The organism is Kitasatospora sp. NPDC098663 (assembly GCF_044760075.1).
Taxonomy (GTDB): Bacteria; Actinomycetota; Actinomycetes; order Streptomycetales; family Streptomycetaceae; genus Kitasatospora.
Genome location: NZ_JBIWAP010000026.1, coordinates 88,929 through 111,354 on the forward strand (window position 1 = coordinate 88,929; position 22,426 = coordinate 111,354).

18 protein-coding genes are annotated in these 22,426 nt (G+C 72.6%); 13 read left to right on the plus strand and 5 right to left on the minus strand.

Translation table 11 applies throughout. From position 1 onward, the window contains the following. The first annotated feature begins 3 nt into the window (after nucleotides 1-3). The 4 genes from ACIQVZ_RS26500 to ACIQVZ_RS26515 all read left to right on the plus strand — a co-directional run bounded on the left by ACIQVZ_RS26500 (nucleotide 4) and on the right by ACIQVZ_RS26515 (nucleotide 5,148). The gene (locus tag ACIQVZ_RS26500) at nucleotides 4-909 is read left to right on the plus strand and encodes a hypothetical protein (RefSeq protein WP_402453270.1); all 906 of its coding nucleotides are present in this window, start codon (nucleotides 4-6) and stop codon (nucleotides 907-909) included. A 119-nt stretch (nucleotides 910-1,028) separates the two neighbouring features. Then, nucleotides 1,029-1,961 (plus strand): FadR/GntR family transcriptional regulator, encoded by a 933-nt coding sequence (locus tag ACIQVZ_RS26505; protein WP_402453272.1) that lies wholly within the window; start codon nucleotides 1,029-1,031, stop codon nucleotides 1,959-1,961. A 454-nt stretch (nucleotides 1,962-2,415) separates the two neighbouring features. Next, entirely contained in the window at nucleotides 2,416-4,050 is a 1,635-nt protein-coding gene (locus ACIQVZ_RS26510; protein ID WP_350880107.1) for an RNA polymerase sigma factor, read from the plus strand. Nucleotides 4,051-4,347: 297 nt separating this feature from the next. Beyond that, nucleotides 4,348-5,148, plus strand: coding sequence for a S1 family peptidase (locus tag ACIQVZ_RS26515; protein ID WP_402453295.1), 801 nt, complete (start codon nucleotides 4,348-4,350; stop codon nucleotides 5,146-5,148). Nucleotides 5,149-5,341: 193 nt separating this feature from the next. On the opposite strand, the gene ACIQVZ_RS26520 is transcribed toward ACIQVZ_RS26515, so the two are convergent. Continuing rightward, nucleotides 5,342-5,575: a hypothetical protein gene (locus tag ACIQVZ_RS26520; RefSeq protein WP_063349359.1), complete on the minus strand. Its 234-nt coding sequence runs from the start codon at nucleotides 5,573-5,575 to the stop codon at nucleotides 5,342-5,344. Nucleotides 5,576-6,112: 537 nt separating this feature from the next. Between ACIQVZ_RS26520 and ACIQVZ_RS26525 the strand changes: the two genes are divergently transcribed. The 6 genes from ACIQVZ_RS26525 (at nucleotide 6,113) to ACIQVZ_RS26550 (ending at nucleotide 13,310) form a co-directional block, all read left to right on the plus strand. After that, nucleotides 6,113-8,224: a type IIA DNA topoisomerase subunit B gene (locus tag ACIQVZ_RS26525; RefSeq protein ID WP_402453274.1), complete on the plus strand. Its 2,112-nt coding sequence runs from the start codon at nucleotides 6,113-6,115 to the stop codon at nucleotides 8,222-8,224. A 197-nt stretch (nucleotides 8,225-8,421) separates the two neighbouring features. Beyond that, nucleotides 8,422-8,907 (plus strand): CcdC protein domain-containing protein, encoded by a 486-nt coding sequence (locus ACIQVZ_RS26530; RefSeq protein WP_350880100.1) that lies wholly within the window; start codon nucleotides 8,422-8,424, stop codon nucleotides 8,905-8,907. A gap of 54 nt (nucleotides 8,908-8,961) precedes the next feature. Beyond that, the gene (locus ACIQVZ_RS26535) at nucleotides 8,962-10,122 is read left to right on the plus strand and encodes a histidine kinase (RefSeq protein ID WP_350880098.1); all 1,161 of its coding nucleotides are present in this window, start codon (nucleotides 8,962-8,964) and stop codon (nucleotides 10,120-10,122) included. A 73-nt stretch (nucleotides 10,123-10,195) separates the two neighbouring features. Beyond that, the gene (locus ACIQVZ_RS26540; protein WP_402453275.1) at nucleotides 10,196-10,891 is read left to right on the plus strand and encodes a response regulator; all 696 of its coding nucleotides are present in this window, start codon (nucleotides 10,196-10,198) and stop codon (nucleotides 10,889-10,891) included. A gap of 125 nt (nucleotides 10,892-11,016) precedes the next feature. Beyond that, nucleotides 11,017-11,574 carry a DUF485 domain-containing protein gene (locus ACIQVZ_RS26545; RefSeq protein ID WP_350880094.1) on the plus strand — a complete coding sequence of 186 codons (558 nt, stop codon included), beginning with the start codon at nucleotides 11,017-11,019 and terminating at the stop codon, nucleotides 11,572-11,574. A 32-nt stretch (nucleotides 11,575-11,606) separates the two neighbouring features. Then, complete coding sequence (locus ACIQVZ_RS26550) at nucleotides 11,607-13,310, plus strand: cation acetate symporter (protein WP_402453296.1); 1,704 nt, start codon at nucleotides 11,607-11,609, stop codon at nucleotides 13,308-13,310. Nucleotides 13,311-13,377: 67 nt separating this feature from the next. Here ACIQVZ_RS26550 and ACIQVZ_RS26555 read toward each other — a convergent pair whose 3' ends face one another. Then, a complete protein-coding gene (locus ACIQVZ_RS26555; RefSeq protein ID WP_402453276.1) occupies nucleotides 13,378-14,067 on the minus strand; it encodes a response regulator in 690 nt (229 codons plus the stop codon). Then, nucleotides 14,067-15,662, minus strand: coding sequence for a sensor histidine kinase (locus ACIQVZ_RS26560; protein ID WP_350880090.1), 1,596 nt, complete (start codon nucleotides 15,660-15,662; stop codon nucleotides 14,067-14,069). Before ACIQVZ_RS26560 ends, ACIQVZ_RS26555 begins: the two co-directional genes overlap by 1 nt. A 219-nt stretch (nucleotides 15,663-15,881) precedes the next feature. On the opposite strand from ACIQVZ_RS26560, the gene ACIQVZ_RS26565 reads away from it, so the two are divergent. The 3 genes from ACIQVZ_RS26565 (at nucleotide 15,882) to ACIQVZ_RS26575 (ending at nucleotide 18,751) form a co-directional block, all read left to right on the plus strand. Beyond that, nucleotides 15,882-16,706, plus strand: a complete 825-nt coding sequence (locus ACIQVZ_RS26565) for an ABC transporter ATP-binding protein (RefSeq protein WP_063349366.1) — start codon at nucleotides 15,882-15,884, stop codon at nucleotides 16,704-16,706. Beyond that, entirely contained in the window at nucleotides 16,696-17,571 is an 876-nt protein-coding gene (locus tag ACIQVZ_RS26570) for an ABC transporter permease (protein ID WP_350880088.1), read from the plus strand. Before ACIQVZ_RS26565 ends, ACIQVZ_RS26570 begins: the two co-directional genes overlap by 11 nt. A 103-nt stretch (nucleotides 17,572-17,674) precedes the next feature. Next, nucleotides 17,675-18,751: an ABC transporter substrate-binding protein gene (locus ACIQVZ_RS26575; RefSeq protein ID WP_350880086.1), complete on the plus strand. Its 1,077-nt coding sequence runs from the start codon at nucleotides 17,675-17,677 to the stop codon at nucleotides 18,749-18,751. A 149-nt stretch (nucleotides 18,752-18,900) separates the two neighbouring features. Here ACIQVZ_RS26575 and ACIQVZ_RS26580 read toward each other — a convergent pair whose 3' ends face one another. Both ACIQVZ_RS26580 and ACIQVZ_RS26585 read right to left on the minus strand, forming a co-directional pair. Continuing rightward, entirely contained in the window at nucleotides 18,901-19,803 is a 903-nt protein-coding gene (locus ACIQVZ_RS26580) for a sucrase ferredoxin (RefSeq protein WP_402453277.1), read from the minus strand. Nucleotides 19,804-19,898: 95 nt separating this feature from the next. Continuing rightward, nucleotides 19,899-22,349 carry a DNA topoisomerase IV subunit A gene (locus ACIQVZ_RS26585; protein WP_350880082.1) on the minus strand — a complete coding sequence of 817 codons (2,451 nt, stop codon included), beginning with the start codon at nucleotides 22,347-22,349 and terminating at the stop codon, nucleotides 19,899-19,901. Between the last annotated feature and the right edge of the window lie 77 nt (nucleotides 22,350-22,426).

A 22,426-nucleotide genomic window follows, 5' to 3' on the forward strand; every position in this document is an offset into this window, starting at 1 on the left:
ACCGTGCGTGTCCTGGCCTACGAGCTGCGCCGCCTGCGCGGCCTGCGTTCCACCTGGCTGCTGCTCGCCGCCGTGCTGCTGTGCGACGCCGTCACGGCCGCCGTCCTGGCGAGCCAGGCCCCGGCCGGCCCGCTGGCCACCCCGGCCGGGGTGCGGCTGCTGACCGCCGCCGTACCGCTGATCCCGCTGCCGTTCGCCGCGTTGGGGGCCGGTGTGCTGGGCGCGCTCTCGTACGGGCACGAGGTGCGGCACCCGGGACTGCCGGCCTCCCAGGTGTCGTACCCGCGGCGGGTGCGGCTGTTGCTGGCCAAGCTGCTGGTGGTCGGTCCCGTCGCAGGGCTGCTGGCGCTGGCGACCCTGCTCCTCGACGCGGTGGCGGTGCAGCTGGCGCTGCCGGGCGGGGTGACGGTGGCCGCCTGGGTGGAGCCCTCGGCCTTGTCGGACCAGGTGTCGAGGGCGCTGGCCGCCACCGGGCTGTCCGACCTGGCCGACCTGCCGGGCGTGTTCGCCCCGGTGGCGCTGGCGGCCGGCCACGGGGTGCCGGCGGCCCTGCTGGCCTTCGTCCTGCTGACCGTCGTGGCGGGCTGGACCGGGGTGCTGACGGCGTCGCTGACCCGCAGCGCCTCGGTCGGGGTGCTGCTGTTGTGTGCGCTGCCGCCGCTGCTGGAGTCCGGTGTGGCGCTGCTGCTGCGGGAGATCGGCAGGCCGTGGCCGACCCGTGCGGCCGAACTGCTGCCGTTCCAGTCCGGCGTCGAATGGGCCTACGGCTGGGTTTACCGAGGGGAGCACGAGGCCGCGGCCGGGAACGCGGCGCTGACGGATCCGGCTCTGCTCGCGGCGGTGGCGGCGCCCGCGGCCGTCCTGCTGCTCGCGGCGCTCCTGGTGCAGGTCCGGCGGCGCGCGCTCTGACGCCGGGCGCCGAAGGGGGCGGCCGCGCCGAAGCATCAAGATCGACCAGCAGTGACCGTAATGCGCGGTTCTTCCTGATAAGAAGTCAATTATCCAGTCGCGGTCGATCACCCTTTCGTGTGCTTTTCACGAGAATTCTCAAGCTGCGCCTGCCGATCGCCGACAAAGGAGCTGTGAGTACCCTTGCGCACCCCACCATGACCCCCGCCCGTTCCGCCGACGGCCCCATTCACGGCCCCGGCGATCTGGACCGCTTCTCGTACGCCGACCGGCCGACTCCGCCGACGCCCCGCTGGGAGGGCGCCGAGTCCGATCTCGCCCGGGTCGGTCGCAAGACCACCAGCAGCCGCGGCCGCGGTCTGCACGGCCAGCTGGTCCAGCAGCTCGGCCAGATGATCGTCTCCGGCGACCTGGGCGCCGACCGTCCGCTCGTGCCCGAGGAGATCGGCCAGCGGTTCGAGGTGTCCCGCACAGTCGTCCGCGAGTCGCTGCGCGTCCTGGAGGCCAAGGGCCTGGTCAGCGCCCGGCCGAACGTCGGCACCCGGGTCCGCCCGGTCGCCGACTGGAACCTGTTGGACCCGGACATCATCGAGTGGCGCGCCTTCGGCCCGCAGCGGGACGAGCAGCGCCGGGAGCTGTTCGAGCTCCGCTGGGCGATCGAGCCGCTGGCCGCCCGGCTCGCCGCCGGCCACGGCCGGGAGGACGTCCAGCAGCGGCTGGTCGAGCTGGTCGAGATCATGGGCCACGCCGCCGCCCAGGCCGACCTCTCCACCTACGCCCGGGCCGACGCCGAGCTGCACGGTCTGATCCTCCAGATGGCCGGCAACCGGATGCTGGAGCACCTGTCCGGGATCGTCGCCGGCGCGCTGCAGGTGTCGGGCGGCCCGGCCATCTCCTGCGAGCGAGCCTCCGAGTCCTCGGTCAGCCTGCACGCCCGGCTGGTGGACGCGCTGGGCACCGGCGACGGAACCGCGGGGGAGGCCGCGATGCGGGCGCTGCTCACCGTCCACCCCGAGATCGAGCCGTCCGTCCCCGCCCCTCGGGAGCACTGAGCGGGCCGTTCCGGTGAGCGGGCGTCCCGTCCGTCCTCCGTTCCTCCAGGGCCCTCCGGCCGCACCCGCGCGGCGCAGCCGGAGGGCTTCTGCACGCCGGCGGTCCGACCCGGACATGTGATGCCCAGTCCATGACAACAGGTTTCGGCGCGAGTGCGCGATGATGGATTCCGGCCCCGTGGCCGCGGGCGCCGAGTGGTGTGACCCGCGACACGAAGGCCATGCGTAACACTTGACGAGTAGCAGCGATGTCTCCTGAGCGGGAGCAGCTCCGGAATACTTCAACATGTCACAATGCTGTGTTGGTCCGCGGCGCTGCTGCCGTCCTGCAAACCCAGTCCTCAAGCCCGAGTCGGTCGGAATCGACACCGCGCGCCCGACGCGCGATTTCCTTCCCCGCCCGCTCGGGCGGCCGGTACGGGTTCGAGTCCACTCATCGTCCGAGAGGTTGTTCGTGTCGGCCAGCACATCCCGTTCGCTTCCCCCCGAGATCGCCGAGTCCGCAGCTCTGCTGGCGCTCATCGAGCGGGGCAAGGCCCAGGGGCAGATCGCCGGTGACGACGTGCGCCAGGCGTTCGAGGCGGACCAGATCCCGGTCACCAAGTGGAAGAACGTCATGCGCAGCCTCAACCAGGTGCTGATTGAGGAGGGGGTGGATCTCATGGTCAGCGCGGCCGAACCGGCCGGCGCCAAGCGCAAGAGCGTTGCTGCCAAGAGCCCCACCAAGCGCACCGCCACCAAGGCTGTCACCACCCGGAGCCCGGCCGCCCCCACGGCCCCGACCAAGCCGCCCGTGCGCATCGCGCCCGGTGCGCCCGTCGCGGCCCCGGCCGTGGCGGCCGCCACGGCGTCCGCCCCCACGGTGTCCGCCGAGATCACCTCGGAGACGACCGGGGTCGCCTCCGAGCTGAAGGCGGTCGCGAAGAAGGCCGCCCCGGCCAAGAAGGCCGCGGCCAAGAAGACCGCCGCGCCGGCCAAGAAGACCGCCGCCAAGAAGACCGCCGCCAAGGCGGGCAAGGGCGACGAGGAGCTCATCGGCGAGGAGGAGCTGCTCGAGGACGTCGCACTGCCCGGCGACAAGGCGGGCGAGGAGGCGGAGCCCGAGGAGGAGTCGCAGGGCTTCGTGCTCTCCGACGACGACGAGGACGACGCGCCGGCCCAGCAGGTCGCCGTCGCCGGTGCCACCGCCGACCCGGTCAAGGACTATCTGAAGCAGATCGGCAAGGTCCCGCTGCTCAACGCCGAGCAGGAGGTCGAGCTCGCCAAGCGCATCGAGGCCGGTCTGTTCGCCGAGGACAAGCTCTCGGCCGCCGACAAGCTCGCCCCCAAGCTCAAGCGCGAGCTGGAGATCATCGCCGAGGACGGCCGCCGCGCCAAGAACCACCTGCTGGAGGCCAACCTCCGCCTGGTGGTCTCGCTGGCCAAGCGCTACACCGGCCGCGGCATGCTCTTCCTGGACCTGATCCAGGAGGGCAACCTCGGTCTGATCCGTGCGGTCGAGAAGTTCGACTACACCAAGGGCTACAAGTTCTCCACCTACGCCACCTGGTGGATCCGCCAGGCGATCACCCGCGCCATGGCCGACCAGGCCCGCACCATCCGCATCCCGGTGCACATGGTCGAGGTCATCAACAAGCTGGCCCGCGTCCAGCGCCAGATGCTCCAGGACCTGGGCCGCGAGCCCACCCCGGAGGAGCTGGCCAAGGAACTCGACATGACCCCCGAGAAGGTCATCGAGGTCCAGAAGTACGGCCGTGAGCCGATCTCGCTGCACACCCCGCTCGGCGAGGACGGCGACAGCGAGTTCGGTGACCTGATCGAGGACTCCGAGGCGGTCGTCCCGGCCGACGCGGTCTCCTTCACCCTGCTCCAGGAGCAGCTGCACTCGGTTCTGGACACCCTCTCCGAGCGCGAGGCCGGCGTGGTCTCGATGCGCTTCGGCCTGACGGACGGTCAGCCGAAGACGCTCGACGAGATCGGCAAGGTGTACGGGGTCACCCGTGAGCGCATCCGCCAGATCGAGTCGAAGACCATGTCGAAGCTGCGCCACCCGTCGCGTTCCCAGGTGCTGCGCGACTACCTGGACTGATCCGGCCGGTACGGCCGCAGGCGTGTGACGAAGGCCCGGAGCCCCACGGCTCCGGGCCTTCGCCGCTGTCCGGGCGGGTCAGCGTCCGGGTGGCCGTTGTCCCTCGTCCGGGTGGCGGTGCGGCGGGAAGCGGTCGCACCGCGTAGTCGATCACCTACGCTGTGGCGGTTGCCTGCTGCCGAGCCGACTGGAGTCACGGTGCTGCCCAACCCGGACCGCGCTGCCCTGCCGACCCCCGCCCCGCCCCCGGCGAGCCCGGCGGCCGCCCGTGCGGGCCGCCGCCGACGGGCCGCCGTACTGGCGCTGCTGGCCGCCGTCCCCGTCCCGCTGGTCGCGCTCGGTACGGCCGGTCCGGCCGGGGCGCAGCGCCGGGTGGTCGGCGGCACCGCCGAGACCACCGTCGACCACCCGTGGGTGGTGGCGCTGTCCAGCCGCCAGCAGTTCGGCAGCGGCCGCTCCGGCCAGTTCTGCGGGGGAGCGCTGGTCACACCGACCAAGGTGGTGACGGCCGCGCACTGCTTCTACGACGAGTCCAGGGGCGCCAAGGTGGACCGGCCGGGCCTCAAGGCCGTCATCGGCCGGGACGACATGCGCAGCTCGGCCGGCCGCGAGGTGCCCGTCCGGTCGGTCTGGATCCACCCCGACTACTCGTTCACCGCCAACCTGAACGACGTCGCCGTGCTCACCCTCGCCGACCCCCAGGACTCCCGGCCGGTGATCGACCTGGTCGGCCAGGGCGAGACCGAGCCGTACGCGGCCGGGACCGCCGCGCGGGTCTTCGGCTGGGGCGACACCACCGGGCGCGGCGACTACTCGCCCACGCTGCGTGGCGTGGAGGTGCCGATCATCGCGGACCAGACCTGTGCGCAGGCCTACCCGGGCGGGCAGGACGGCAAGTTCGACGCCCGGGGCATGGTGTGCGCGGGGGAGGAGAAGGGCGGCAAGGACGCCTGCCAGGGCGACAGTGGCGGCCCGCTGGTCGTCGGCGGCCGACTGGTCGGCCTGGTCTCCTGGGGGACGGGCTGCGCCGAGGCGGCCCACCCGGGCGTCTACACCAGGGTGGCGTCCGTCGCGGACGCGGTGCGCTCGGTGCTGTGAGGGCCGCCGACGCTGTCGCCGGTGACCAACTGGTCACGTTCTGAAGCCTTATGGATGCGGATCGTGCCGGTCTCCGGGAACAGCAGAGCCGGGCGACCGGCCCCCGAGGGGACCTGTCGCCCGGCTCACCGGTCGCGCGGAGTGCGCGACCGGACACACAGCTCGACGCCGACTGCTGGTGTGGCGCCTTGGATCAGCGCTCTTCTTCGGCGGCCGTGGCGTTGGTGGTGCCGCTGAGACGGCCGCTCTCGTCCTGTATCTCCACGGCGATCTTCTTGAGCTCGGGCTCGAACTTCCGGCCGTGGTGGGCGCAGAAGAGCAGCTCTCCGCCGCTGGCGAGTACGACGCGCAGGTAGGCCTGGGCGCCGCAGCGGTCGCAGCGGTCAGCCGCGGTGAGCGGGCTCGCAGGTGTCAGAACAGTAGTCACGTCGCCTCTTCTCTAGCTCGACGAGCTGTCGTACCAGGGTCAACATCCAACCAGGCCGAAAACGTTCCCGCTCGTGGCTTTTCTTCTCTGAGGATTCTGCTGTGTTGATGAGGACGTGCCCCGGGGGCCGGTGGTTCATGCGTACCGAATCCCAGGATCCGCCCGTCCCTCGAACGCCCGATCGGGACCGGGTGCGAGGTCCGCGTAGCATAATCCTCTGCCGGGTTGGAGCATAAGCCCCGTCCCGGGCCCCGGTAGCCTGCATAACGGCAGTTCCGGAGCCTGTGCCAGGCCCCACGATCCGCCAGGACCGGTGGTACCGGGAGGAGATGGCGCCCCGGGGTCCGGACACCGGAGCGGTCCTTGTTCGCGCAGCGCGTACAAGCTGCGCGAGGGCGGCCCGCCGTGCTGTGCACCCAGCGGAGGGGTGCGAGCACACCGGGCGACGGCTGTCGGTGCGGCGTGCTGCACTGGCGGATGGTCCGGATGCGTCCCGATGTGACCGATGAGACAGAACTTCACCGAGGAGAGTGCCGCGTGAGTGCCGAAACGACCGTGCCGTCCGCACTGCTGGCCGGCGACGACGGTTCCAACTACACCGCTCGGCACCTGCTCGTCCTGGAGGGACTGGAGGCGGTCCGCAAGCGCCCCGGCATGTACATCGGCTCGACGGACAGTCGCGGCCTGATGCACTGCCTCTGGGAGATCATCGACAACTCCGTCGACGAGGCGCTGGGCGGTTACTGCGACCGCATCGAGGTCCTGCTGCACCCGGACTCCTCGGTCGAGGTCCGCGACAACGGGCGCGGCATCCCGGTCGACGTCGAGCCCAAGACCGGGCTGTCCGGCGTCGAGGTCGTGATGACCAAGCTGCACGCCGGCGGCAAGTTCGGCGGCGGCTCCTACGCGGCCTCCGGCGGCCTGCACGGCGTCGGCGCCTCCGTGGTCAACGCCCTCTCCGCCCGGCTGGACGTCGAGGTCGACCGCAGCGGGCACACCCACGCGATCAGCTTCCGCCGCGGCACCCCCGGCATCTTCACCGAGGCCAGCCCGGACGCGCCCTTCGAGCCCGCCAACGGCCTGACCAAGGCCCGCAAGGTGCCCAAGGCCCGCACCGGCACCAGGATCCGCTACTGGGCCGACCGGCAGATCTTCCTCAAGGACGCCCGGCTCTCCCTGGAGCACCTGCACAGCCGCGCCCGGCAGACGGCCTTCCTCGTCCCCGGCCTGACCATCGTCGTGCGTGACGAGCGCCTCACCGAGAGCGAGCAGGTCGAGGAGTCGGTCTTCCGCTTCGACGGCGGCATCGCCGAGTTCTGCGAGTTCCTGGCGCCCGACAAGCCGGTCTGCGACGTGCTGCGGCTGCGCGGCGAGGGCACCTTCAAGGAGACCGTGCCCGTCCTGGACGAGCTCGGCCACATGACCCCCACCGAGGTCACCCGGCAGCTCGGCGTGGACATCGCGCTGCGCTGGGGCGCCGGTTACGACACCACCCTGCGCTCCTTCGTCAACATCATCGCCACCCCCAAGGGCGGCACCCACATGACCGGCTTCGAGCGCTCGCTGGCCAAGACCGTCAACGAGGCGCTGCGCGCGGCCAAGCTGCTGCGCGTCGCCGAGGACGACATCACCAAGGACGACGCCACCGAGGGCCTCACCGCGGTGGTCACCGTCCGGCTCGCCGAGCCGCAGTTCGAGGGCCAGACCAAGGAGGTGCTCGGCACCTCGGCGGCCAACCGGATCGTCGCCGCCGTCGTCGCCAAGGAGCTCAAGGCCTTCCTCACCTCGGCCAAGAAGGACCAGAAGCTCCAGGCCCGGGCCGTGCTGGACAAGGTCGTCGCGGCCGCCCGCACCCGGGTCGCGGCCCGCCAGCACAAGGAGGCCCAGCGCCGCAAGACCGCGCTGGAGACCAGCTCGCTGCCGGCCAAGCTGGCCGACTGCCGCAGTGACGACGTCGACCGCAGCGAGCTCTTCATCGTCGAGGGAGACTCCGCGCTCGGCACCGCCAAGCTCGCCCGCAACTCCGAGTTCCAGGCGCTGCTGCCGATCCGCGGCAAGATCCTCAACGTGCAGAAGGCCTCGGTGAGCGACATGCTCAAGAACACCGAGTGCGCCGCGATCATCCAGGTGATAGGGGCCGGTTCGGGCCGCACCTTCGACATCGACCAGGCCCGCTACGGCCGGGTCATCTTCATGGCCGACGCCGACGTCGACGGCTCGCACATCCGCACCCTGCTGCTGACGCTGTTCCACCGCTACATGCGGCCGATGGTCGAGCAGGGCCGGGTCTTCGCCGCCGTGCCGCCGCTGCACCGGATCGAGCTCACCAACCCCAAGCGCGGCCAGGAGAAGTACCACTACACCTACTCCGACGCCGAACTGCGCTCCACCCTGCTGGAGTTCCAGCGCAAGGGGCAGCGCTGGAAGGAGCCGGTGCAGCGGTACAAGGGCCTGGGCGAGATGGACGCCGACCAGCTGGCCGAGACCACCATGGACCCGCGCCACCGCACGCTGCGCCGGATCAACCTGGGCGACCTGGAGCAGGCAGAGCGGATCTTCGACCTGCTGATGGGCAACGACGTCGCCCCGCGCAAGGAGTTCATCGTGGACTCGGCGGCCACCTTGGACCGCTCCCGCATCGACGCCTGAGGCCTTCGGAGTCCTCCGGCGCGAGGGCGTCCGGGGCCTTCGGATCCCTCCGGCGCGAGGGCCCTCCACCCGTGGGTGGAGGGCCCTCGCGCTGCCGGTTCCACCTGTGGTCCACCCCGGCGCCGATCAACCGGGGGCGCCGGATCCGTAGCGTCGGAGAGGTCAGTACAAGCCTCCTGTCGGGACGGAGAACTCCGATGACCGCCCTCGTCAACATCGTCGTGATCATCGCGGTGATGGTCCTCGTGGTCCAGCGCCAGATGCGCGCCCAGCGCCTGGACACCGAGCGCCGCTTCTGGCTGCTCCCGCTGATCCTCGGCGCGCTCGCGCTGCGCGACCCGCAACTCATCGACCACCAGCACACCGCGCTGTCCGCGACCCTGGTCGGGTGCGGCCTGGCGGCGGTGGTCGCGATGGGCTCCGTCTGGGGCTGGACCGTGCGGTTGTGGCGGGCCGGGGACGGCTCGGTCTGGGCCAAGGGCACCAAGGCCACGGTGGCCGCCTGGGTCGGCATGATCGCCATCCGGCTCGCCCTGTACGGCATCGGCGCGGCACTGCACGTCCACCAGGCGGGCAGCGCGCTGCTGCTGGGGCTGGCGGTCCTGCTGCTGACCCGCTCGTTCGTGGTGAACTGGCGGGCACGGGCCCTGGACCTGCCGCGACAGGCCGCCGTACCGCGCTGACCGCCCTGCCGGGGCCTGCCGGGCCCGCTGTCCGAGAACGTCGAGGAGGCACCTGTGGCCGAGTGGTACTGGACCCGCTGGCCGGCCCGCGAGGGGCTGGAGCGCGAGGCCGGGAGATGGCCGCGGCGGGCCCTCGCCCTGCTCGGCCGCACCGTCCTGCTGGTCGTCGTCTGCTGGGGGACGTTCTCCGGCGGCAAGTACACGGGCTGGGCGGTGGTGGTCGTGGCGGCCGGACTGCTCGGGGTCGCCGCCCTGGCCGCCGGCTACCTCCGCGCCACCCGGGAACAGCGCCTGGCGCTCTCGCTGGGCCTGGCCGTCGCCCTGCTCGGCAGCGCCTGGCTGGCCAACTGGGGGCAGGCCTACCTGCTGGCCGACTTCATCTGGTGCGGGCTGACCGTGATCGGGTTGGTCCGGCTGCCGGCCGCGCCCGGCCTGCTCACCGCGGCGGCCGCGCTGGGCTCGTACACCGCCGCCAGCTGGGCGAGCTGGGTGAGTGTCTTCGCCACCGTCGGCGGGCTCAGCCTGCTCGGCTACCTGCTGCGGCTGGACGTCGAGGCCCGGGGCACCGCCCGCCAGCTGCTCACCCAGGAGCGCGCCGCCCGGGCCGCCGAGGCGGAGAGCGCGGCGCTCGCCGAACGGGCCAGGATCGCCCGGGAGATCCACGACGTGCTCGCGCACAGCCTCTCCGCGCAGCTCGTCCACCTGGAGGCGGCCCGGCTGATGCTGGACGCCGGCACCGACCGCGGGCAGATCCGTGAACGGGTCGTCGCCGCCCGGCGGATGGCCCAGGACGGGCTGGTCGAGACCCGGCAGGCGCTGTCCGCGCTGCGCGGCGAGCTCACCCCGGTCGGCGAGTTCCTGGTGGAGCTGACCGCGCGGGAGCGGGCCGCGCTCACCGTCACCGGCACGCCCCGGCCGCTCGCCGCCGAGGCCGCCCTCGCGGTGCGGCGCACCGCGCAGGAGGCGGTGACCAACGTCCGCAAGCACGCGCCAGGCGCCCGGTGCACCGTCGAACTGCGCTACCTGCCGGAGGCGGTGGAACTGGAGGTGCGCAACTCCCGCCCTCCGCGCGGCGAACCGTCCGGGGAGCTGGCGGCCAGCGGCAGCGGGTACGGTCTGCTGGGGATGCGCGAACGCGCGGAACTGCTCGGCGGCACCCTGCTGGCGGGCCCCGAGGACGGAGGGTGGCGCGTGCTGCTGCAGGTGCCGGCATGAGCGAGCGCGGCGGGCTCATCATCAGCAGGTGCGGATTTCGCGAAGCGACTGCCGACCGGAGCGGGGCGGTCGCATGAGCGAGGCGGAAGTCACCAGGGTGCTGGTGGTGGACGACCAGACGGTGGTGCGCGAGGGCATCGTGATGCTGCTGGGGCTGCTGCCCGGCATCGAGGTGGTCGGCGCGGCGGCGGACGGGGAGGAGGCCGTCGCCCTGGTGGAGCGGTGTCACCCGGACGTGGTGCTGATGGATCTGCGGATGCCGCGCGTCGACGGCGTCGAGGCGACCCGGCGGATCCGGGCCGCGCACCCGCAGACCGAGGTGGTGGTGCTCACCACCTACGCCGACGACGACTCGCTGTTCCCCGCTCTGCAGGCCGGGGCGCGCGGCTACCTCACCAAGGACGCCGGCGGCGAGGAGATCGCCCGGGCGATCGCGGACGTCCGCGCGGGGGCGGCCGGGCTCTCGCCACAGATCCAACTCCGTTTGCTGGAAAGGCTTTCCGGGCCTTCGACCGGATCCGCGCCGGGGGCCGGGAAGCCGGTCGGGCGGCCGGGGGAGCTCCCGGACGGGCTGACCGCCCGGGAGGCGGAGGTGCTGGCGCTGATCGCCGAGGGGCTCTCCAACGCCGAGATCGCCCAGCGGCTGTTCGTCAGCCAGGCCACCGTGAAGACGCACATCAACAACCTGTTCGCCAAGACCGCGGTGCGGGACCGGGCACAGGCGGTCTCGTACGCCTTTCGACACGGGATCACCGGTACGCAGCAGTAGTCGGATGAGCGTCTGTCGGATGATCGATCACCTCATCGAGTGAAGGTATCGGCAATGGTCAGAGGGGCTGTCCGGCGGCCGCCATCATGGTTGGGGTCAGAGTGCCCGCCGGTCCAGGAGCAGTTGTGCCACAGCAGCAGACGAGCAGTCCCGGACAGGGGCAGCGATTTGACTGGTGGGCCGCTCCGGCCGCCGCCACCGCCTCCGACCGGCCGGACGTGCCCGGCCACCCGGCGGTACCGGCCCAGTCGGCCCCCAGCCGCGCGGTCCAGCCGGTACCGGCCGAGCGGGCGCCCGTCCGGGCCGCCGCCCCCGCCCAGCCCGCCGTCGAACCGGCGGCCGCCCCCCGGCCCCTGGTGCCCGCCACCGACAGCACCGAGGTGTACCGGGCCGTCCAGCGCAGCGACGCCTTCCAGGACATCCGCCGCAGCTACCGCTCGTTCGTCTTCCCGGTCAGCGGAGCCTTCCTCGGCTGGTTCCTGATGTACGTCGCCGCGCAGGCCGCCGCCCCCGGCCTGATGCGCAGCCAGGTGGCCGGCCCGCTCAACGTGGCCTGGCTGCTGGGCCTGCTGCAGTTCGCCTCGACCTTCCTGCTCACCTGGCTCTACGCCCGCAACGCCCGGACCAAGCGCGACCGCGCCGCCCTGGGCCTGCGCTGGGACACCCAGGACCAGCTGCGATGACGACCACGATCACGACCGCGGCGACGACCACGATGACGACCGCCACCCCGCCCCCCGTCGCCCCCACCGGCGACCACCACGACCTCGCGATCGCGCTGTTCGCCGTCGTCGTCCTGGTCACCCTGGCGATCACCCTCTGGGTCGGCCGCCGGGGCAGCGCCACCGAGGACTTCTACGCCGGCGGCCGCGACTTCACCCCGCTGCAGAACGGCTTCGCGCTCTCCGGCGACTACCTCTCCGCCGCCTCCTTCCTCGGCGTCGCCGGGCTGATCGCGCTGTACGGCTACGACGGCGTGCTCTACAGCATCGGCTTCCTGGTCGCCTGGCTGGTGGTGCTGATGCTGGTCGCCGAACTGGTCCGCAACGCCGGCCGGTACACCCTCGCCGACGTGCTCGCGCTGCGGCTGCGCCGCCGCAAGGTCCGGGCCGCGGCCGGTGGCGCCAGCGTCGTCGTCACCCTGCTCTACCTGGTCGCCCAGATGGTCGGCGCGGGCTCGCTGGTCGCCCTGCTGCTCGGCACCAACAGCGCCCAGGCCCGGACCTGGACCATCGTCGCCGTCGGCGGACTGATGATCGTCTACGTCACGATCGGCGGGATGCGGGCTACCACCTGGATCCAGATCGTCAAGGCCTTCCTGCTGATCGCCGGCTCGGTGCTGCTCACCGTGCTGCTGATGGTCCGCTTCCACGGCGACGTCGGCGAGCTGATGCGCCAGGCCGCCCAGCACAGCGGCGCCGGGCGGCGCTACCTCGAACCCGGCCTCAAGTACGGCGCCACCTTCACCAGTCGGCTCGACTTCTTCAGCCTGGGCCTCGCCCTGGTGCTCGGCACCGCCGGACTGCCGCACATCCTGTCCCGCTTCTACACCGTGCCCACCGCGCGGGCCGCCCGTCGTTCCACGATGTGGGCGATCGGCCTGGTCGGCGGCTTCTACCTGATGGCCATCGCGCTCGGCCTGGGCGCGACCGCGCTGGTCGGCTCGGCGGAGGTGCGGCACGCCAACTCGGCCGGGAACACCGCCGTCCCGCTGCTCGCCCTGGTGCTCGGCGGCGGCAACGGCAGCACCGGCGGGGTGGTGCTGTTCGCGCTGATCTCGGCGATCGCCTTCGCCACCATCCTCGCCGTGGTCGCCGGGCTCACCCTGGCCTCCTCGGCGGCCTTCGCCCACGACATCTGGGCCGGCGCCTGGCGCGGCCGGCCGCGGCGGCGCCCCTTCCGGCGGCGCGCCGCCGTCCCGGCCTCCCGGCCGGGGGCCGCGGCGGAGACCGAGCCGACGGGCGAGGCCAGCGAGCGCCAGGAGGTCTGGGTGGCACGGTTCGCGGCCGTCGGGATCGGCGCGGCCGCGATCGCGATCAGCCTCTACGCCCAGCAGCTGAACGTCGCCTTCCTGGTCGGCCTGGCCTTCGCGGTGGCGGCCTCCAGCAACCTGCCCGTCCTGCTGTACAGCCTGTTCTGGTCGCGGTTCACCACCCGCGGCGCGGTCTGGTCGGTGTACGGCGGACTGGTCCCGGCGATCGTGCTGGTCGTCTTCTCCCCGGTGGTCTCCGGCACCAAGGTGGCGCTCTTCCCCGGCGTCGACTTCCACTGGTTCCCGCTGGAGAACCCCGGCATCATCTCCATCCCGCTCGGCTTCCTGGCCGGCTGGATCGGGACGATCACCTCGCCCGAGCCGGCCGACGCGGACCGCTTCGCCGAGCTGGAGGTACGCGCCCTCACCGGTGCGGGCGCGGCCTGAGCGCCGCGCCCCGGGGAACCCCGGCGGGCCTGGGGCCGCCGGGGTTCCCCCACGTCCGGGCGCGGTGTCAGGCCCGGACCGCCAGGCCGTAGCGGTGCTCGGGGCGGCCGGTGTCGCCGTAGCGCAGGGTCAGCCGCAGCCGGCTGTCCCGCTCCAGCTGCTTGAGGTAGCGCTGCGCCGTCGAGCGGCTGAGCCCGGTGGCGTCCGCGACCTCCTGCGCGGACAGCGGGCGGCCCGCCTGGCGCAGCACCCCCAGCACCAGGTCGGTGGTGGGCGCCGAGTGCCCCTTCGGCAGCGGGCCGGCCGGGGCGGCGGCGCTGCGCAGGGTGGCGAACAGCCGGTCCACCTCGTCCTGGCCGGCCTCCCGGGCCGCCGGGCCGGCCAGCGCGTGCCGCAGCTGCGCGTACGCGACCAGCTTGTCCCGCAGGCCGGCGAAGGTGAACGGCTTGACCAGGTACTGCAGCGCGCCGTGCTGCATCGCGGCGTGCACCGTCGACACGTCCCGGGCGGCCGTCACCATCATCACGTCGCAGGCCACCTGCCGATCCCGCAGCCGGCGCACCAGCGCCAGGCCGGTCTCGTCCGGCAGGTGGTGGTCGAGCAGCAGCAGGTCCACCGGGCGGCGCTCCAGCGCGGCCAGCGCCTCCCCGGCCGAGTGCGCGGTGCCGGTCACCCGGAAGCCCGGCACCTTGGCCACGTACGCGGCGTGCACGTCCGCGACCCGGAAGTCGTCGTCCACCACGAGTACGTCGATCATCAGGCCTCCACGAGCTGAGTGGTGAGCAGGGCCTCGGGCAGCTCGACCGTGAACCGGGCGCCGCCGAGCGGTCCCGCGTCGAGCACGATCCGGCCGCCGGTCCGTTCGACCAGCCGCCGCACCATCGCCAGCCCCAGCCCGCGCGGACGGTGCGCGGGCGCGTCCTTGCTGGTCCACCCCTCCTCGAAGACCTGCTCGCGCAGCTCCTCCGGCACGCCCGGGCCGCTGTCCGCGACCTGGAGCAGCAGCGTGGAGCCGGCCGCCGCCAGCGTCACCTCCAGCCGCCCGCCCCCACCCGCCGCGAGCGCGTCCACCGCGTTGTCGATCAGATTGCCGAGCACCGTCACCAGCGCCCGCGCGTCCACCACCGCGTCCGGCAGGTGCGCCGCCGGGGCCAGCGCCAGCCGCACCCCGCGTTCGCCCGCCACCGCCGTCTTGCCCGCCAGCAGCGCCGCGACGTGCGGATCCTGCACCTGCTCGGCGATCCGCGCCGCGACCACCGCGTGCGAACCGGACTGCTCCGAGATGAACGCCACCGCCTGCTCGTGGCGGCCCAGCTCCAGCAGGCCCAGCAGGGTGTGCATCCGGTTGGCGTGCTCGTGGTCCTGGGCGCGCAGTGCCTCGGTCAGGCTTCGGGTGGTGTCCAACTCGCGGACCAGCGACTCCAGTTCGGTCCGGTCGCGAAGCGTCACGACCGCGCCGCCCTCGGCTGTGCTCATCCGGTTGACCACCAGCACCCGGTCGTCCCGGACCGCGGGCAGGTCGGCGCCGGTGATCCGCCCGGTCAGCACGTCCGCCAGCCGGCCCGGCGGCAGCACCGCGTGGATCGGCCGCCCGGTGCAGTCCTCCGGCAGACCGAGCAGCCGCACCGCCTCGTCGTTGGCCAGCCGGATCCGACCGTGCTCGTCCAGCGCCACCATGCCCTCGCGGATGCCGTGCAGCATCGCCTCCCGCTCGACCAGCAGCGCCGAGATGTCGGCCAGCGCGATGTTGTGGGTGCGGCGCTTCAGCCGCCGGGCCAGCGCCAGCGTGGCGACCGTCCCCGCGGCCAGGCCCGCGCCCGCGCACAGCAGGATCCCGGTGAGCATCTTCAGCAGCCGGCGGCGGATCGAGTCGTCGCTGATGCCGACCGACACCTCGCCGACGATCCGGCCGTCCGCGACCCGCAGCGGCACCTTGCCGCGCGCGGTGCGGCCCAGCGTGCCCTGCTGCATCGCGGTGACGCTGAGCCCGCTGAGCGCCGGCTCCGGATCGGTGCTGACCCGGTGGCCGATCCGCCCCGGGTCGGTGTGCGAGAGCCGGATCCCGTCCAGGTCGGTGACCACCACGAAGCTCGCGCCGGTGGCCAGCCGGATCTGCTCGGCGTTGCGCTGCGCGGTCGCCGAGTCCCGGGCGTCGGCCGCTCGGGCGATCGCCTCGTCGGTGGCGGTGGCCTGGGCGATCGACAGCGCCCGCTGCATCGCGTCGTGGTCCAGCTCGCTGCTGACCGGGGCCAGGAACAGGCCGGCGGTCACGGTGGTGACACCGACGGTGACGACGGTCTGGCTCAGCAGCAGTTGCGCGAAGACCCGGCGGGGCCAGCGGGGCAGCTTCATCCGGGCCTCCTCTCGGCGGCTGTGGGGGCGGGTACGCCAGGGTCGGGACACCCTACGTTTCCGGCGTGTTTCTGTCAGCCGCGTCCCCGCAGTTGTAGCGGAAGCAAAAGGAGCAGAACACCCCTCAATGCGGAGAAACCGCAGTACGCCGAGAAGGCTCCCGCCCGGGCCGGGCCCGCTCCTACCTTTCCGGGGCAAGCACAGACCCGGGAGGATCGAATGAGCACAACCCCGGCGATCGAGCTGACTGGCGCGACGAAACGGTTCCGCACCCCGTCCGGGGCCCTGCACACCGCCGTCCGCGATCTCGATCTGACCGTCGCCCAAGGCGAGTTCGTCGCCGTCGTCGGGCCCACCGGCTGCGGCAAGTCCACCACGCTGACGCTGGTCAGCGGCCTGGAGGAGCCCACCGAGGGCGAGGTCCGGGTGGACGGCGAGCCGGTCCGCGGGATCCACCCCAAGGTCGGTTTCGTCTTCCAGCAGGACGCCGTCTTCCCCTGGCGCACCGTCCTGTCCAACGTGATGGCCGGGCCGCGCTTCCGCGGGGTGCCCACCGCCGAGGCCAGGGAACGGGCCCGGGACTGGCTGGGCCGCGTCGGCCTCGCCGCCTTCGAGGACCGCTACCCGCACCAGCTGTCCGGCGGCATGCGCAAGCGCGTCGCGCTCGCCCAGACCTTCGTCAACGACCCGGACATCCTGCTGATGGACGAGCCGTTCTCGGCGCTGGACGTGCAGACCCGCGCCCTGATGTCCGACCAGCTGCTGGAGCTGTGGGCCGGGACCAGGTCCTCCGGGAACGCCGCGTCGGTCGTCTTCGTCACCCACGACCTGGACGAGGCCATCGCGCTCGCCGACCGGGTCGTCGTCATGACGGCCGGACCGGCCACCGTCAAGGAGATCTTCACCGTCGACCTGCCACGACCGCGCACCGTGGAGGCCGTCCGGCTGGAACCGAGGTTCGTCGAGCTGTACCGCGAGATCTGGGCCTCGCTCGGCGAAGAGGTACGCATCACCCGGGAGAGAGGAGCGGGTCGTGCCGCTTGAGACCGCGTCGGCCGTCACCGACAAGCCCCCGGCGGCCGCCCCCGCCAGCCGTACCGAGGCCCGCGAACGGGCCGCCCGCAACCGGAGGCTGACCGTCTACGGGGCCCGGGTCGCCGTCCTGGTCGCCTTCCTCGGACTGTGGGAGATCTGCGCCCGCACCGACGTCATCGACCCGTTCAACTTCTCGCAGCCGTCGAAGATCTGGAACCAGATCTGGCAGTGGATCACCCACGGCACCGCGCAGGGCTCGCTCGGCGAACAGATCGGCTACACCCTCTACGAGGCCCTCACCGGCTGGGTGATCGGCGTCATCTGCGGTGTGCTGCTCGGCATCGCGCTCGGCCGGGTCCGCTTCCTGGCCGACGTGTTCGGGCCCTACATCAAGGTGCTCAACGCCATCCCGCGGATCGTGCTCGCCCCGATCTTCCTGATCTGGTTCGGCCTCGGCCCGGCCTCCAAGGTCGCCTCCGCCGTCGTCCTGGTGTTCTTCCCGGTGTTCTTCAACGCCTTCCAGGGCGCCCGCGAGGTGGACCGAAACCTCGTCTCCAACGCCCGCATCCTCGGCGCCGACGGCCGCAAGGTCACCCTCCAGGTGGTCATCCCCGCCGCCACCACCTGGATCTTCACCAGCCTGCACGTCAGCTTCGGCTTCGCCCTGATCGGGGCCATCGTCGGCGAGTACATCGGCGCCACCAAGGGGCTCGGCCTGCTCGTCGCCGCCGCCCAGGGCACCTTCAACGCGGCCGGCGTGTACGCCGCCATGACCATCCTCGCCGTCGTGGCGCTGCTCACCGAGGGGCTGCTGACCTTCGCCGAGAAGAAGCTGTTCCGCTGGAAGCCCGCCGACGCGGGCGACGGCCGCTGAATCCCACCCCCTGCGCCGTGAACCCCCTGCGCCGTGAACCCCCCCCGCGCGGCTGACCCCCCTGCGCCGCTGATCCCCCTCGCAGAGAGAGGCACCCCCACCCATGCGCCCGAACCCGATCGGCAGACCCGCCGCGGCCGCCCTCGCCGCCGTCCTGCTCCTCCCGCTCTCCGCCTGCGCCAACGACGCCGCCACGACCACCCACGGCGCCGCCGCCCCGGCCGGCCGGCAGGTCGACGGACCCAAGGTCAAGATCATGGTCGGTGGCCTGGACAAGGTCATCTACCTGCCCGCGATGCTCACCCAGCGGCTCGGCTTCTTCGCCGACGCCGGCGTCAACGTCGAGCTGATGAGCGAGCCCGCCGGCGTCAACGCCACCACGGCGCTGCTCGCCGGCGACGTCCAGGGCGCCGTGGGCTTCTACGACCACACCATCGACCTCCAGGCCAAGGGCAAGATCGTCGAGTCCGTGGTGCAGTTCTCCCAGGCCCCCGGCGAGGTCGAACTCGTCTCCACCAAGCAGGCCGACGCCATCAGGTCCGGCGCCGATTTCAAGGGCAAGAAGCTCGGCGTCACCAGCATCGGTTCCTCCACCGACTTCCTCACCAAGTACCTCGCCGTCAAGAACGGCACGGCCGTCAGCGAGTTCAGCCCGATCGCGGTCGGCGCCGGCCAGACCTTCATCGCCGCGCTCCAACAGGGCAGCATCGACGGTGGGATGACCACCGACCCGACCGTCGCCAACGTCCTCGACAAGGGCCTCGGCAAGATCCTCTACGACATGCGCACCCCCGAGGGCTCCCGCGAGGCCCTCGGCGGCCTCTACCCGTCGTCCTCGCTCTACATGAACACCGACTGGGTGGAGAAGAACAAGGACACCACCCAGAAGCTCGCCAACGCCTTCGTCAAGACCCTCAAGTGGATGTCCACGCACAGCCCCGAGGAGATCGCCGCGAAGATGCCCGCCGACTACGCGCAGGGCGGCGCCGAGCAGTACGCGGCCGCGATCAAGGCGACCCTGCCGATGTTCACCACCGACGGCGTGATGCCGGCCGACGGCCCCAAGACCGTCCTCGCCGTGCTCGCCGCCTTCCACCCGGACGTCAAGGGCAAGGAGGGCACCATCGACCTCTCCCGCACCTACACCACCGAGTTCGTCGGCAAGGCCGTCACCGGCTGAGCCGACCCCCGACGTGACGGCCCCGCGCACCTCCGTGGACAGCAGGCGCGGGGCCGCCCACGCGCTCCGGTCCCGCGCTCACCCCCACGGGCGCGGGGCCGCCCGCGCCCCCGACCCGCTGAAGACCCTGCCGGCGCGCTGCCGTCCCGCTACCGGCCCCGCACCGAGAGCACGTCCATCCGCGACGGCGTCCCAGCCGCCTTGCCGCAGCTCTCCGGACGCGCCGGCTCGCTCACCGCCTCGATCACGTCCACCTCCCAGGCCCGGCCGTCCTCGTGCAGCACCGAGACCAGCCAACGGCCCGCGCCGTCCGGCCGCTGGGTCAGCGTCAGCGCGCCCACCCCGGTCTCCCCGGTCGCCAGCCGCACCGCGTGCTCGGCCGCCTGACCCGGACGCTCCCAGCCCGAACAGCCCCGCGACCAGGCCGGCACCATGTGCCCGGCCGCCGTCGCCGCCAGCACCTCCTTGGCCGCCTCCGCCGTCAGCCGCCCGTACGCGTAGCCGTACGGCAGCACCAGCATCGTGGGGGAGAAGCGGTGCCCGCCCAGGTGCGTCACCTCCCACACCTCGCTGTGCCCGGCCGCCGCCAGCTCCGCCGCCAACGGGCGGCCCAGCAGCGCGCAGCAGCGGTCCCGCCGCCCGTTGGTGCACACCAGCGCCAACGGGCCGCCGACGTGCTCCACCCCGAAACCGCCGTGGTCGCCGCCGCCCAGCGCCGCGAAGTCCAGCTCCAGCAACTCCGCCGGATCGGCCACCTCCGCCCGGCGCACCCAGCCGCGACCCGGCACCGTGTGCGCCACGACCACCTCGTGCCGCGCCGTCGGCAGGCAGTCCGCGTGCCGCCCCGGCCGCCGGATCAGCGCCACCCGCACCCCGGTGCCCGCCGCGGCCGCGTCCAGCGCCCGCCCCGTCGCCCGGTCCAGATGGCTCTCCCCGAGAGCCTTCGCGCCCCACGGCCCGTTCTGCTCCACCAGCAGCCAGGTGGTCGCCACCGCGGCGGTGGCGGTCAGCGGCTCCGACAGTTCACGCGACAGCGTCGTACAGGTGCTCACCCGGGCAAGGCTACCCTCGGCACCCGCCGCGCCCCGGAACGACGAAGGAGGGGCGCCGGACGGCTCCGGCACCCCTCCTCCACTGCGTCCGCGCCCTACGCCGGGCCGGCCACCACCGCGATCGGCGCCGTCACCGGCGTGCCCGAACCGTCACGGCGCGGGTCGCGCTCCGGCAGGTCCACCGGTGCGCCCTTGTCGGACGCCGCCCGGGCCGGGGCCACGCCCGCCCAGGCGAACGTCAGACCGTCCTCGCCGCGCAGGAAGCGCTGGCAGCGCACGCCGCCCGTCGCCCTGCCCTTGCGCGGGTACTGCTCGAACGGCGTCACCTTCCACGACGTCTGCTCCTCGCCGGTCAGCGTCCCCGACGCCCCCGCCACCGAGACCACCACCGCGTCCGCCGCCGGATCCACCGCCGTGAACGACAGCACCCGCGCCCCGTCGGAGAGCTTGATCCCCGCCATGCCGCCCGCCGGACGGCCCTGCGGGCGCACCTGCCCCGCCGGGTAGCGCAGCAACTGCGCGTCCGAAGCGATGAAGACCAAGTCCTCCTCGCCGGTGCGCAGTTCGACCGCGCCCACCAGCTCGTCACCCTCCTTGAGGGCGATCACCTCGAACTCGTCCTTGTTCGCCGGCCATTCCGGCACCACCCGCTTCACCACGCCCTGCGCCGTGCCCAGCGCCAGCCCCGGAGAGGACTCGTCCAGCGTGGTCAGCGCCAGCGCCCGCTCCCCGGCCTCCAACCGCAGGAACTCGCCCACCGCCGCCCCGCCGGCCAGCGTCGGCGACGGCGTCGGCGGCAGCGCCGGCAGATCGATCACCGGCAGCCGCAGCACCCGGCCCGCCGACGTCACCACACCCACATCCGCCCGCGCCGTCGCCGGCACCGCCGACACGATCACATCGTGCTTCGACCGCTTCTCCGACAGCTCGAACGGCTCCCCGTCCGCCGTCCGCGCCAGCAGGCCCGTCGACGACAGCAGCACCCGGCACGGGTCGTCCGCCACCTCCAGCGGCACCGACAGCGCCGCCGACGGCGCCGCTCCCGCCTCCAGCAGCACCGTGCGCCGCTCCGTCCCGAACTGCTTCGCCACCGCGGCGAGTTCGGACGACACCACACTGCGCAGCCGGGAGTCCGAGTCCAGGATCTCGGTCAGCTCCGCGATCTCCGCGTTCAGCTTCGCCTTCTCCTGCTCCAGCTCCACCCGGTCGAACCGGGTCAGCCGCCGCAGCGGAGTGTCCAGGATGTACGCCGTCTGCGTCTCCGACAGCGAGAAGCGCTCCATCAGGCGCTCCTTCGCCTGCCCCGCGTTGTCACTCGACCGGATGATCGCGATGACCTCGTCGATGTCGAGCAGCGCGACCAGCAGACCATCGACCAGGTGCAGCCGCTCCTCCCGCTTGCGCCGGCGGAAGTCACTGCGCCGCCGCACCACGGTGAACCGGTGGTCGACGTAGACCTCCAGCAGCTCCTTCAGCCCCAGCGTCAGCGGCTGGCCGTCCACCAGCGCCACGTTGTTGATGCCGAAGGTCTCCTCCATCGGCGTCAGCTTGTACAGCTGCTCCAGCAGCGCCTCCGGCACGAAGCCGTTCTTCACCTCGATCACCAGCCGCAGCCCGTGCTCGCGGTCGGTCAGGTCCTTGACGTCCGCGATGCCCTGCAGCTTCTTCGCGTTGACCAGGTCCTTGATCTTCGAAATGACCTTCTCCGGGCCGACGTTGTACGGCAGCTCGGTCACCACGATGCCCTTGCGGCGCGCCGTCACCGCCTCCACCGTCGTCGTCGCCCGGATCTTGAACGTGCCGCGGCCCGACTCGTACGCGTCCCGGATCCCCGACAGGCCCACGATCCGCCCGCCCGTCGGCAGGTCCGGACCGGGCACGAACCGCATCAGCGTGTCCAGGTCCGCGGTCGGGTGCTTGATCAGGTGCCGGGCCGCCGCCACCACCTCGGACAGGTTGTGCGGCGGCATGTTCGTCGCCATGCCGACCGCGATGCCCGTCGCGCCGTTCACCAGCAGGTTCGGGAACGCCGCCGGCAGCGCCAACGGCTCCTGCTCGCTGCCGTCGTAGTTCGGACCGAAGTCGACGGTGTCCTCGTGGATCGACTCCACCATCGCCATCGACGCCGCCGTCAGCCGCGACTCCGTGTAGCGCATCGCCGCCGGCGGGTCGTCGTTGCCCAGCGAACCGAAGTTCCCGTGCCCGTCGATCAGCGGCAGCCGCATCGAGAACGGCTGCGCCATCCGGACGACCGAGTCGTAGATCGACGCGTCGCCGTGCGGGTGCAGCCGGCCCATCACCTCGCCCACCACACGGGCGCACTTCACGTGCGCGCGGTCCGGCCGCAGGCCCATCTCGTTGGCCTGGTACAGGATCCGGCGGTGCACCGGCTTCAGACCGTCCCGCGCGTCCGGAAGCGCACGCGAGTAGATCACCGAGTAGGCGTACTCCAGGAAGGAGCCCTGCATCTCGTCCACGACGTCGACATCGAGGATCCGCTCCTCGAAGTCTCCGGGCGGCGGGGTCTGCGAACTGCGGCGGGCCATCGCGGCGGGGCTCCCTTACGTCTCGCTTGCTGTGTCTCGGTCAGTCTCTGACGTCCATCCGCCGACCCCCGTCAACA

Excerpts from the sequence above, each read along its gene's own strand:
- ACIQVZ_RS26530 (WP_350880100.1), top strand. The coding sequence starts at position 8,422 with ATGACCGCCCTCGTCAACATCGTCGTGATCATCGCGGTGATGGTCCTC.
- ACIQVZ_RS26540 (WP_402453275.1), top strand. The coding sequence starts at position 10,196 with ATGAGCGAGGCGGAAGTCACCAGGGTGCTGGTGGTGGACGACCAGACG.
- ACIQVZ_RS26550 (WP_402453296.1), top strand. The coding sequence starts at position 11,607 with ATGACGACCGCCACCCCGCCCCCCGTCGCCCCCACCGGCGACCACCAC.
- ACIQVZ_RS26555 (WP_402453276.1), bottom strand. The coding sequence starts at position 14,067 with ATGATCGACGTACTCGTGGTGGACGACGACTTCCGGGTCGCGGACGTG.
- ACIQVZ_RS26560 (WP_350880090.1), bottom strand. The coding sequence starts at position 15,662 with ATGAAGCTGCCCCGCTGGCCCCGCCGGGTCTTCGCGCAACTGCTGCTG.
- ACIQVZ_RS26565 (WP_063349366.1), top strand. The coding sequence starts at position 15,882 with ATGAGCACAACCCCGGCGATCGAGCTGACTGGCGCGACGAAACGGTTC.
- ACIQVZ_RS26575 (WP_350880086.1), top strand. The coding sequence starts at position 17,675 with ATGCGCCCGAACCCGATCGGCAGACCCGCCGCGGCCGCCCTCGCCGCC.
- ACIQVZ_RS26585 (WP_350880082.1), bottom strand. The coding sequence starts at position 22,349 with ATGGCCCGCCGCAGTTCGCAGACCCCGCCGCCCGGAGACTTCGAGGAG.